Source organism: Dactylosporangium aurantiacum (assembly GCF_000716715.1).
Lineage (GTDB): Bacteria > Actinomycetota > Actinomycetes > Mycobacteriales > Micromonosporaceae > Dactylosporangium > Dactylosporangium aurantiacum.
In genome coordinates this window covers 283,431-294,722 of sequence record NZ_JNYJ01000021.1, presented here as the reverse complement: position 1 = coordinate 294,722, position 11,292 = coordinate 283,431, and the positions used below count along the sequence as shown (strand labels likewise).

General features: G+C 71.9%; 8 protein-coding genes and 7 tRNA genes. 10 read left to right on the top strand and 5 right to left on the bottom strand.

Features of this window, described 5'->3' with window-relative positions; genetic code table 11:
- Positions 1-133: 133 nt before the first annotated feature.
- The 10 genes from OP18_RS24225 to OP18_RS57485 all read left to right on the top strand — a co-directional run bounded on the left by OP18_RS24225 (position 134) and on the right by OP18_RS57485 (position 2,780).
- The gene (locus OP18_RS24225) at positions 134-559 is read left to right on the top strand and encodes a response regulator (RefSeq protein ID WP_033361249.1); all 426 of its coding nucleotides are present in this window, start codon (positions 134-136) and stop codon (positions 557-559) included.
- A 92-nt stretch (positions 560-651) separates the two neighbouring features.
- Complete coding sequence (locus OP18_RS24220; protein WP_033361248.1) at positions 652-1,269, top strand: hypothetical protein; 618 nt, start codon at positions 652-654, stop codon at positions 1,267-1,269.
- Positions 1,270-1,580: 311 nt separating this feature from the next.
- A tRNA-Trp gene (locus tag OP18_RS24215) sits at positions 1,581-1,654 on the top strand.
- Between the two features lie 40 nt (positions 1,655-1,694).
- Positions 1,695-1,768: transfer RNA gene (locus OP18_RS24210), tRNA-Leu, on the top strand.
- A 50-nt stretch (positions 1,769-1,818) separates the two neighbouring features.
- Positions 1,819-2,262 carry an HNH endonuclease gene (locus OP18_RS24205; RefSeq protein ID WP_033361247.1) on the top strand — a complete coding sequence of 148 codons (444 nt, stop codon included), beginning with the start codon at positions 1,819-1,821 and terminating at the stop codon, positions 2,260-2,262.
- Positions 2,263-2,325: 63 nt separating this feature from the next.
- Positions 2,326-2,398, top strand: a tRNA-Ala gene (locus OP18_RS24200).
- 21 nt (positions 2,399-2,419) lie between these two features.
- Positions 2,420-2,492, top strand: a tRNA-Leu gene (locus tag OP18_RS24195).
- 3 nt (positions 2,493-2,495) lie between these two features.
- Positions 2,496-2,581, top strand: a tRNA-Ser gene (locus tag OP18_RS24190).
- An 11-nt stretch (positions 2,582-2,592) separates the two neighbouring features.
- Positions 2,593-2,667: transfer RNA gene (locus OP18_RS24185), tRNA-Arg, on the top strand.
- Positions 2,668-2,694: 27 nt separating this feature from the next.
- A tRNA-Ser gene (locus OP18_RS57485) sits at positions 2,695-2,780 on the top strand.
- 42 nt (positions 2,781-2,822) lie between these two features.
- Here OP18_RS57485 and OP18_RS24180 read toward each other — a convergent pair.
- From OP18_RS24180 to OP18_RS24160, 5 genes are all read right to left on the bottom strand, one after another.
- Positions 2,823-3,704: a glycosyltransferase family 2 protein gene (locus OP18_RS24180; RefSeq protein WP_211273651.1), complete on the bottom strand. Its 882-nt coding sequence runs from the start codon at positions 3,702-3,704 to the stop codon at positions 2,823-2,825.
- A 97-nt stretch (positions 3,705-3,801) separates the two neighbouring features.
- On the bottom strand, positions 3,802-6,459 hold the full coding sequence (locus tag OP18_RS24175) for a hypothetical protein (RefSeq protein WP_033361246.1): 2,658 nt from the start codon (positions 6,457-6,459) through the stop codon (positions 3,802-3,804).
- Between the two features lie 1,141 nt (positions 6,460-7,600).
- Positions 7,601-8,152 (bottom strand): histidine phosphatase family protein, encoded by a 552-nt coding sequence (locus OP18_RS24170; protein ID WP_033361245.1) that lies wholly within the window; start codon positions 8,150-8,152, stop codon positions 7,601-7,603.
- A gap of 1,091 nt (positions 8,153-9,243) precedes the next feature.
- Positions 9,244-9,495, bottom strand: coding sequence for a hypothetical protein (locus tag OP18_RS24165; protein WP_033361244.1), 252 nt, complete (start codon positions 9,493-9,495; stop codon positions 9,244-9,246).
- 93 nt (positions 9,496-9,588) lie between these two features.
- The gene (locus tag OP18_RS24160) at positions 9,589-11,205 is read right to left on the bottom strand and encodes an MFS transporter (protein WP_081971043.1); all 1,617 of its coding nucleotides are present in this window, start codon (positions 11,203-11,205) and stop codon (positions 9,589-9,591) included.
- Positions 11,206-11,292: the final 87 nt, after the last annotated feature.

Here is an 11,292-nt window from a genome sequence, read left to right as displayed (position 1 = left end):
CGTCATCCAGCAACGCGTCACCGAACTGCTCGACGTGCGCCGCGCCATCCTCGCCGCCGACCCCCTCTTCCACACCAAGATCGACAACAGCATCGACCCCTACGAAACCACCTACCAACCTGCCGGAGTCTGAATGGACACGAAGCTCGCCATGGTCATCGACGACTCGCGTGCCATGCGGGGCATCCTCAAACGGATCCTGCTGCCGCTCGGCTTCGAGGTCCGTGAGGCCACGAACGGCAAGGACGCCCTCGACCAGATCTGGGACCACGACCTGCAACCCGGGCTCGCCCTGATCGACTGGAACATGCCGGAGATGAACGGCCTCGAGTTCGTGATGGCGGTCCGCAAGCAGAAACACCTCCGGCAGATGACCCTCATGATGGTCACCACCGAGAGCGAACACGGGCAGATCGTGCGTGCGCTCGCCGCCGGCGCCCACGAGTACGTCATCAAACCCTTCACCGCCGAGGCGATCGTCGACAAGCTCAGCTACCTCGGCGTGCTGCCGCAGATCCCGGCCGCCCAGCCGGCGCTGGAACCGGCCGCCAACGGCTGACCCCACATGCACATGCAGCGTGACCTGAAACGCGCTCGTCTCGGTCCGAAATGCGACGGAAGAACACCAGGCGGCGTCGTACCGTGCGACACATGACGATCGACTTTCCACGCGGTTGGTGGGGCACGGACCTGGGCAGCGCCCGGGCGAGCATGGGGACCTACGAGCTGTACCCCACCGAGAGCCTGCCGGTAGTGGACGAGTCACGCTTCGACGGCACGTTCGCCTGGCTGGTCCCGGACGCGCCGCACGACCCGCTGCGCGCCATGGACGTCGGTGCGCTCGCCGCGCACGTCGAGCTGCCACCCGCGTTCAAACGCTTCATGAGCAGTCAGGTCCTGATGGACGCCATCCCGTCCTGCACCGGCTGCGACTTCGACCTGGCGCCCCGGCCCGTGCCGAGCCCGGTCGAGCCCGAGGCGCAGCTCGTGCGGTTCCTGCGCGACCAGCAGGACGCCGTCATCTGGTACCTGTACCTGCGCCCCGGCGTCGAACCGTTCGTCATCGCCTCGCCGTGGCTGCTGGAGATCGTCGGGCTCGAGGAGGTCGACCCCGACACCCTCATCGCCAACATGGTCCACGCCGCCGACGGCTTCGAGCAGTTCATCCACCGGTTCTGGCTGGAGAACTCGCTGTGGTTCAGCGTCAACGAGGGCGACGAGTCCACCGACGAGATGAACCTGTACCTGGCGCACTACACGGCCGCCTGAGCGACGATTCCCGGCGCCGCCGAGATTTAAATGGTTGCCGAGGCGGCGCCGGGGTCGTATCTTTGAATACGTCAACGAGGAACACCAAGATCCACCGGGACCTGAAGGGAGACCGCGAAATGGCCGCACGCATCGAGCTACGACTGACGGCGTCCGCCCGTGGCGGTCGATCGTCGGCGTCCCGTAGCTGGCGAAACATGCTGCTCAGCGACCTGCTGGCCAGTTCGGAGCTGTCCGGACGGTGGCGAGGCTAGGGTTCACCCCACCTCTCCCGCCGCCCACAGCAATGGGCGGCTTTTTTGTACCTTCCTACGGGTGTAGCTCAATCAGGTAGAGCACCGGTCTCCAACACCGACGGTTGCGGGTTCGATTCCTGCCGCCCGTGCAGCATTGTTCTTTGACAATTCCATTGGTGTGTTCACAATGCCGCGGTAGCCCAATCGGCAGAGGCGTCCCGCTCAAGACGGGAGCAGTGCGGGTTCGAATCCCGCTCACGGCACGCAAGATCGTTTGGTACCAGTTGGGAAGTCACAAGCGAAGGGAGGCCCGGTGACCGCGGTTCTCGTTCTCAACGCCGACCTCGGACCCCTGCACCGGGTCACCCTCCGCCACGCGGTGCGCATGCTGCTGCGTGAGGTGGCCGTCGTGCACGAGTCCGAGCCGGACCGGCTCATCGGCATCTACCCGATGCCGAAGGTCGTCCGGCTCGTGTCCTACGTCGTCACCCGCTGGCGCTTCGGCGGCGGGCCCGCGTGGTCCCGCGCCGGCGTCCACGCCCGCGACGGCCGCCGCTGCGGCTACTGCGGCAAGGACGCCACCACCATCGACCACATCCTGCCCCGGTCCCGGGGCGGGCGGAACACCTGGAAGAACACCGTTGCGGCCTGCATGGCCTGCAACCAGCGCAAGGGCGACCGCACCCCCGCCGAAGCGGGCATGGTGCTGCGCGCCCAGCCGTCGGTCCCGACGTGGGCCGCGCTCGCCCAGCGCTGACCCGGGCCCGGCGGGGCCTGCTACCTCCCCGCCGGGCCCGCAAGGGCCCACCGAGGTCCGCACGGGCTCGTAGCTCATCAGGAAGAGCGCCGCTCTTGCACAGCGGAGGCGACCGGTTCGAGTCCGGTCGGGTCCACGCACCACCGCACCACCCCGTGCCCGGGTAGCCCAACGGCAGAGGCGCCTGATTCAGGGTCAGGAGGTTGGAGGTTCGAATCCTCTTCCGGGTACTTGGAAAGTTGGCCGAGAGGTAAGGCTGCGGCTTGCTAAGCCGTCGACGGGGGACGACCCCGCGGGGGTTCGATCCCCTCACTTTCCGCGCACGACCATGCCCTTGTAGCTCAGTGGATGCAGAGCGCTTCGCTACGAACGAAGAGGCCGGAGGTTCGAGTCCTTCCAAGGGTGCGCTTGTACCGGGGTCCGTCCCGGGTTGGAGAGGCCAGCCGATTGGTGCCGGCACCCGTCTCGAAAACGGCGTTGGGTTCACGCCCGTGTGGGTTCGACTCCCACCCTCTCCGCTCCCCGGCGCCGGGCCACGGCCTGAGCGCCCGCGGCCGTCGTCAGCGGCCCAGCGCGTACTTCGTCAACACCCCGACGCTGCTGCCGCTGCGCTGCTTGGCGGCCGCCGGCAGCATCGTCAGCGCGTGGATGCGTGAGGACAGGTGCCACCGGGCGGCCCGCCCCGCGCGCCGCCAGCCGTGCGCGTCCATCCGCGCCGCCGCGGCCAGGAAGAAGTCGCGGGCCTCGCTGAACCGGCCGCCCGTCACCGCGGACGACGACGACAGGCTCGAGCCGTGCCGCCGGTACCGGAACGCCAGCTCGTCCGTCGCGACGAGCGTGCCGCCCCGGGTCACCAGCTCCAGGATCAGCGCCAGATCCTGGATCACCTTCAGCGACGGGTCGAACCCGACGGCCTTGATCTCCGAGGTGCGCCAGCACAGCGACGGGAAGTAGAGCCAGTTGCCGCGCAGCAGGCTCACCGCCAGCTCCTCGCCCGCCATGACCACCGTGCCGTCGATCTTCGGCGCGTACACCCGCCGCTTCGTCGAATCCGCGAGCGTCCGCACCACCTCGCCCCGCGCGTCGATCACCTCGACGCCGGGTTGGATCAGCACCGCCTCCGGGTGCGCGTCGACGAGCCCGTGCACCGTGGCCACATAGTTGGGCAGCATCACGTCGTCGCAGCCCATGATGACCATGAACGGCTCCGTCGCGAGGTCGACGCACTGCTGGAAGTTGCCGGTGACCCCGAGGTTCTCCGGATTGCGCCGGTACCGCACCCGCGGGTGCCCCAGCGCCGCGAACCACTCGGGAACGCCCTCGGCCGTGCTGTCGTCCAGGACCGTCAGCTGCCACCGGTCGTCGGTCTGTGCGATGACGCTGTTGACGGCGAGCTTCAGCAGCTCCACGTCGCCGTAGTGGGGCAGCATGATGTCGAGCACCGTGCGATCGTAGTCGGCCCCCGGCCGCGCGGCGAAACCACGACGGCCCGGTCTCCCATTCGAGACCGGGCCGTTGCCGTGTGTGTTCGTGCCTGATCTACCTGGCGCGCCTCGGGCCGGCCGGCGGCTGGCCGGCGGCCGCGCGCCGCGCCGCGGCCTCCTCGCTCACCGAGCCCGGCGAGTCCTCGTCCCACGCCTTCGCGCGGCGGATCTCGTCGAAGAACCCGAGGAGCCGGTCGAGCTCCTGCGTGCTGGTCTTGTCGTCGGCGCGGGGCCCCTTGGCCTTCTTGCCGTGCGAGCGGATCTCCCGGCCGGTCCGGATCGACGACGTGTCCTCGATGCCGCCGGTCTGCTCCTCGGCCTCGTCGTGCGCGGGCATCCGCTGCACCGGAGCCCGCTGCCCGGGCGGCGTCGGCAGGTCGAAGTGGTGCTCGTCGTAGTTCGGGGCGTCGAACCGGTACCCGTCGTAGGCCTGCTGGTCGTACGCCGGCTGCTGCTCCCGGTGGTACGTCCGCGGCGGCGCCACGTTCAGCTCGGGGTGCGAGCCGTTGCGGGGCGGCTCCGGGGCGCCACGGTAGGCGTCGGGCGCGACGGCCGGGAACGCCGTGGTGGCCTCCGCGCGGCCGTTGGGGAACCCGGGGCGGCCGCTGTCGACCGGGCGGCCGTACTGGCCCGGCTGCTGCGGTCCGGTGTGCAGCGCACCCGGGTGCTGCGGCGCCGGGTGCTGCAGGCCTGGCTGCGGCGGCGCCGGGTGCTGCGGACCTGGCTGCTGCGGGCCGAAGCCGGGGGCGTGGTGGCCGTTGGTGCCGTTCGGGCTCAGCGGCGCGAACGCCCCGGTCCGCGGGTCGGCGCCGTTGCGGCCCTCGTGCCCGTTGCGGCCCTCGTGCCCGTTGCGGCCCTCGTGCCCGTTGCGGGCGTCGTGGCCGTTCCGGGCGTCGTGGCCGTTGCGCGGGTCGGCGCCGTTACGCGGGTCGGCGCCGTTGCGCGGGACGGCGAACGAGGTGGTCCGCGGCTCCACCGGCGGGAACGACCCGCTGACCGGCTCGAAGCCACCCGTGCGGGGCTCGCCCCCGTTGCGGTGCTCGCTGCCGTTGCGGCGGTCGTTGGTCAGCGGCTCGAACGACGCGGTGCGCTGTCCCTCGTAGCCGTTGCGGTACGGGTCCTGCGGGCCCTCGTGGTCGAACGCGCCATACGTCGCCGGGCGGGACACCGTCGGGTGCGCGCCGGACGGGTGCCCGTTCGCCGGCCGCCCGTTGACCAGGAACGGCCCGTCGGGACGGTGCTGCGCGGCGGGCGCCGCCGGGAACGACCCGGTCGACCCCACGGAGGGGAACGAACCCGTCGAGCCCACCGAGGGGAACGAGCCCGTCGAGCCGACCGCCGGGAACGACCCGGTCGTCGACGGCGGGAACGAGGGCAGCGCCGCCGCCGGCGGGGTCGCCGACGGTCCGACGAGCTCGACCTCACCGGGCTCCGGCAGCGAGTCGCGCAGAGCGGTCGCGAGGATGAACACGTTGGGCGCGGCACCGCGGGGCACAGCCAGGTAGGCGCGCTTGCGGGCGTCGACCGGAAGCTTCTCCAGCACGTCGGCCATGGCGTGCCCGGGCGGCGGCAGCTCAGGCGCGTTCGGGGCGCCGATGATGATCGCGCAGCGGTTGACGTCGACCGGCAGCCCCCGGATCCAGTCGGCGGAGTCGGTCAGGTGCTCCGGGCGGATCCACAGCCCGGCCTGGACGACCTCGAGGACCCAGCCGCTGCCGAGCGTGAACGTGGCCGCACCCGCCGGTGTGTCGAGCACGTCGGGGCACGGGTTGACCCAGTCGACCGGCCGGGGCGCGCCGCTGCGCGGCGCGTGCCACAACTCGCGGGCGAACGTCCGCCAGCGCGGCAGACCCTTCTGGTCGATGGTGACGACGGCCCGCTGCCCGGCGGGCGCGCACAGCGGCAGGCCGGTGCGCACGTGCACGGCGCGGCCGAGCACGTCGGCGACGACCGGTCCGACGGGCCCGTCGAGGAGGGGGCGCTGACCGTACGGCGTGAAGACGCACCGGTCGGCGGCGAGCGCGGGGATGACCGAGATCGCCCGCACCAGCTCGTCGCGGTGCAGCGGCTCCTCATTCGGGTGCGAGAGGATCATCGCCGGGTTGGCGTGGTCCGTCGGCACCGAATACGCCAGGTCGGTGACGCTGCCGACGCGGCGGCGGTGCAGCCACAGGCCGGCGGGGATCTGGTCCAGGACCAGGTCACCGGGCAGCTCGGGCACCTCGCCGAGGTCCTGCTCCCAGTGCGGCGCCGGGAAACGCCAGCCGACCCGCTGCGGCTGCGCGCCGGCCCGGAACCGCCAGAACCCGCCGGGACGGTGCTCGCCACGCCCGATCGGCGCGAACAGCGACCCACCCGGTACACCCAGCAACGGCCCGGCGGCGGCAATGACGTCGATGCCGAGCCGCATCGCGATCATGTGCGCCGCGGCCGGTCGCTCATTGGTGGCGCAGGCGCCGTCCCAGGCGACGAACCGCATCGCGGTGAACCCTCGCGGGAGCCCGTTGGCCAGGACCTCGGCCAACTCCTCGACCATCGCGGGCTGGAGCTTGACGGTGTGCGAGCTGATGACCACCGCGCACTCGGTGGAGCCGTGCGGCGAGACGACCAGCGCCGCCGCGCCCGGGCTGGGCTCGTCGCCGGAATGGACGACCGCACCCGCGCCGAGCCAGGAGACCTTCATGCCGGGCCAGTGCCGCAGCCGAACCTGCATCGCCGTACTCATGCGCACCTCACACGATCTGCTGCCCCGACGGGCGGCCATGCCGAGATGCGCATCGCAGCCTGCTGGTCCGGCGCGCTTGCTGCAAGCGGGCAGCAGTTAGTCAAGATCGCCCTCCGTCGGGTGTGCCACGAGCGGTGCGATGCGGAGGGGGTTCCACACCGATGACCGCATGGCGGCTCTGGCGGATCGTACCGCGCTGAGTGACGGACGCAACCATCCCGTTTGTCGCCGGACCCGGTAGATATGGCTGGCAGCCGGGTGGATCCGGCCCGTTTTACCCCGATTGATGGCGGGTTTTCCGGAGAGTTGCGCATGTCAGCGGTCCCTACTCGACGGATACTTTCCGTGATCGCCGCTGTCCTTGCGGTGATCGCCTCCGCCGCTGTTCTCACTGCCTGCAAAACCTCTCCAATCGGTCGAGCCGGGTAGGTCCCATCGATCAGTCCCATTCCTGGATACCCGGTCATCGGGCCGTCGTCCTGTGTGCCACAGTCCGTCAAGGGCCCCCACTTGACTGGCCGAAACCACTCTGACCAGCGACAACGCCTCCCGTCCCGCCCTCCGTCCGCTCCAGCCGGGGTGACGAAGTACACGCCCGCCGCCGAACTCGATCTTCACCTGCCGCCGAAACGCATTCAGCCAGCGACGCCCGCCGATGCCGAACCCGTCCCTGAACGCCTCGCCGTCGTCGATTGCGGCGTCCGTACCGCCACCGCCGGGCCGCACCGTGCAAGATGCACGCGCGGCCCCGCTGAGCGGCGGCAAGGCGCCGTTCACCTGCCGTATACCCAGCGATCCGGCCGTAACTTTCCGCCGCGGTTCACGACCGTGATCGGGCGCTTTCCGTGTCCGGTTCTCGGCCCTGTCCGCCGACGCCCGGCCTGTCGATTCCCACGAGCCCTCAGCCTCGACGGTCCCCTTCCGGACAATTCCGGGCGCGCGAGCCCGTACGGGGTCCCGGCGCCACCGTGCGATCGTCAGACCTTTCCCGGCCCGGCACACGCTCGGTGATCCACCACCCCCGCCGGCGCGACTCGTGCCCGAAACGTGCCAACACAAAGATTTAACGAGGCTCCCGGTCGGCAGTTCCCTCGCGAACACCCCGGATCCCGACTTTTCCGCCCGGCCGTCAGCTGCCGTCCCAGCCACCGGGCAGGGTGTACGACCACCCTTCCCGCCACGCGAAGGGCGCGTCGACCTGCTCCTCGAGCGGTACCCCGCCCAGCAGGTTGTCCAGGGCCCACCGGTTTGCGGAGTGCGCGATGAGCAGGACCTTCGCCCCGTCCCACTCCCGGGCGAGGTCGGTCAGGAAGTCCCGTGTCTGCTCCACCACGTCCTGGTAGCTCTGCCCGCCCGGGAACGGCACCCGGATGTGCCGGGCCCTGATGCGCGCGACCTCGCCCACCGGCCTGCCGTTGAGCGTCCCGTAGTCGCACTCCCGCAGCCGCCGGTCCCGCCGTACGTCGACCCCGCCCCCGAAGGCGAGGTCGGCGGTCTCCACCGCACGAGCCAGGTCGGACGTGAACACCACGGCGAGCCCGTCCCCGCGCCGGCGCCGTCCGAGCTCCCGGGCCAGTTCCCGCCCCCGCTCCGACAGCTGCCCAGGCAACCATCCGGTAGCCACACCCGCCTCGTTGTCCGTGGTGATCGAGTGCGTCTCGTAGATGATCTCGACTGCCACCGCGCCCCTCCCGCCCGATGCATCTTTTACCAGGTGGATCGCCGTCCCCAGGACGCCGGCAATCCACCGGGTTACCGCAGCACCGGAAGCGAAACCGGCAACGTCGGCTACAGCAGTAACGACGGCCGGCGGATTGCGGCGATGGTTGAGCGGCCGCGCCGGTCGGCGACAGCAGCGCCACGGCCCGCGCCAGCGATGGCTGCCCGCAGCGGCACCGGCTGCCCGCAGCGGCACCAGCACGGTGGAAACGGCCCAGCCGTCGCAGCGCGCCGACGGCAGTGCTGCTCCGGTGGGCGCGTTTCGGGGATGTGAGCGGTGCTCTGGTCGACCGCGGACCGCGATGGCGTCGGTGGAGCTGGCATGGCCGTGGTGGCGGCACTCCGGGCTGACGTCAGTGGCGGTGAGGGCGGCGGCTGGGCTGCCGCGACGTCGATGGGAGCGGTCGCGCCGACGGCAGCGGCGGGGCGGGGAAGGCGGTCCACGAGGGATGTGAGCGGTGGTCCGGCCAATGGCGTTGTTCCGAGCTGTCGGCGAGCGGCGCGCCGTGCGCGACGGTGGTGCCGAGTGACCCGCGGGGTCGCGGCGAGGTCGGCAAGCGCGGTCACGGCGGGTGGCAGCCGAACTGTTGTCTGTCGACGCGGTGGGGATCAGCAGCAGCGGCCGCAGCGGCGTCAGGGGCAGCGATGGCGACACGCGCCGCCGCGGCGAAAGCGTCCGACGCTACGTCAGGTGGCCAGCGCTGCACCGAGTGTGCCCGGTGGCGAGCGCCGCGTCGGAGGTGCCGTCCGCCGAGTCGGTGACAAGTGCCGCGCCGGTTGCTGTGTTGCTGGTCAGCGCCGGTTGCTGCTCGATGCGACGCCGGTGGACACTGCCGTGTCGAAAGCGCCGGCCGCCGCGCCGGTGGCGAGCGCCGGGCGGGTGTACCTGCCGCCGTGTTGCTGGTCAGTGCCGCTCGGCGGTCAGTGCCGCGTCGAATGGGTCTGCTGCAGCATGGGTGGCCAGCGCCGCACAGGGTGTGTCCGCTGCCGCGTCGCTGGTCAGAGCCGCGTTGCTGGTGAGGGCCGCGCCGGGTGCGCTTGCTGTGTCGCTGGTCAGCGCCGGTTGCTGCTCGCCACCGCCGCATTGGTGGCAAGCGCCGCGTCGAAAGCGTCCGCCGCCGTGTTGGTGGCCAGCGCCGCGCTGAGTGCGTCCGCTGTGGTGTTGCTGGGCAGCGGTGTGTTGTTGGTGAGCGCTGCGTTGGCGGTCAGTGTCTTGGCGAACGCGTCGGCTGCCGCGTTGATGGCCAGCGACGCGCCCGGTGTGCTCGCTGCCGTGTCGCTGGTCAACGCCGCGTCGCTGGTCAATGCCGAGCTGGTGGGAGAGTGCTGCGTCGTTGGTGAGTGCCGCGTTGGCGGTTGGTGTCTTGCCGTCGAAGGCGTCGGCTGCCGTGTTCGGGGTCAGCGCCGCGCGGGTGTGCCCGCTGCCATGTCGGTGGGGAGCACTGCGTCGGTGAGGACGGTGGCGGCGGTGGGGAGGGCTGGGTCGGCGGCGAGGACTGGAGCGGCGGCCGGGCCCGTGGCGGCGGTGGGGAGGGCTGGGTCGGCGGCGGCGGGGACCGGAGCGGCGGCGGAGACCGTGGCCGTGGCCGTGGCCGTGGCCGTGGCCGTGGCGGCGGCGGGGAGTGCTGCGTCCGCGGCGGGGACCGTGGTCGCGGCGGGGCCCGTGGCGGCGGTGGGGAGTGCTGGGGCGGCGGCGGGGACCGTGACAGCCGTGGGGACTGGGGCGGCGGCGGCGACCGTGACGGCGGTAGGAAGTGCCGCGTCGGCGGGGACTGGGGCGGTCGTGGCGGCGGTCGGGACCGCGTCGGCCGTGGGGAGTGGGGACGTGGTGGGGTCGAGGGGAGTGCTGGTGCGGCGCAGGACCAGCAGGACGGCGGTGATGAGGGCGCCGACCGCCCCCACCGCCGCGAAGCCCCAGCCCGGTGAGCCGTGGTCGATGGCCCAGCCGGCGAGGGGTGAGCCGACGGCCAGGCCGACGGTCAGGGAGGAGCCGTGCCAGCCCATGGCCTCGCCGCGGGCGGGGGAGGGGACCAGGCGGCTCACCAGGTCGGCGCTCGCGCTCAGGGTGGGTGCGCAGAGCGCGCCGGCCGGCAGCAGGGCGATGAACAGCAGCCACCAGCGGTCGCCGACGAGGCCGATCGGCAGGGTGCACAGGCTCAGGCCGCCGATCAGGGCGACGAGCGGCACCGCGCGGGTCAGGGCGCCATACACGAAGCCGCCGATGAGCGAGTAGACGCCCCAGGCGGCCAGCACGCCGCCGATCAGCTGGACCTTGCCGGCCTCGCGGAGCATGGCGACGATGCCGAGGTCGGTGCCGGCGAGGACCATCGTGGTGGCGGCCGCGGCGGCGCAGACGGCGAGGAAGCGCGGGGTGAGCCAGTCGCGGCGGCGCACGGGGGCGGCGGCCTCGGCGGGGTCGGTGGCCGCGTCGGCGGCGGCGTGCACGGGCGGGTCGGTCACGAAGAGGGCGATGCCGGCCAGCACCAGGCAGCCGCCGATCGCCCACATGGTGAACCGGCCCGACAGGCTGCTCATGAGCAGCACGGCGAGCGGCGGGCCGGCCATGAACGACAGCTCCACCGACATCGAGTCCAGCGCGTAGGCCTGGCGGCGCTGGTCGGCCGGGACGAGCGCGGCCAGTGACTGGCGCACCACGGAGAACACCGGCAGCGAGAACACGCCGGCGACCAGGGCGCCGACCAGCAGCGCGGGGTAGGACAGCGACGGCGCCACCGCCCAGAAGAGCGCCTCGCAGGCGGTGGTGGCGACCAGCATCGGGCGCAGGCCCTTACGATCGACGAAGCGGCCGTTGAGCGGGCCGCCGATGGCGGTGCCGACGGTGAGGGCGGCGCCGACCAGACCCGCGGCGCCCCAGCCGCGATGGAGATCCTGCGCCACGTGCAGCGTCATCGTGACCCCGATGGCGGTGATCGGGATGCGGGCCAGCAGCGCCAGCACCATGAGCGACCGCACGCCGGGAAGGGCGAGAACACGACGGTACGGGTCGAGGCGCATGGGGCAATCATGTCGTGGGGGTACGACAAGAAACGAGCGAGTTACCGCCCCCCGAGCACCGAAGGTAACGAAGAACACGTCACGGGG

Excerpts from the sequence above, each read along its gene's own strand:
- OP18_RS24225 (WP_033361249.1), top strand. The coding sequence starts at position 134 with ATGGACACGAAGCTCGCCATGGTCATCGACGACTCGCGTGCCATGCGG.
- OP18_RS24220 (WP_033361248.1), top strand. The coding sequence starts at position 652 with ATGACGATCGACTTTCCACGCGGTTGGTGGGGCACGGACCTGGGCAGC.
- OP18_RS24175 (WP_033361246.1), bottom strand. The coding sequence starts at position 6,459 with ATGCAGGTTCGGCTGCGGCACTGGCCCGGCATGAAGGTCTCCTGGCTC.
- OP18_RS24160 (WP_081971043.1), bottom strand. The coding sequence starts at position 11,205 with ATGCGCCTCGACCCGTACCGTCGTGTTCTCGCCCTTCCCGGCGTGCGG.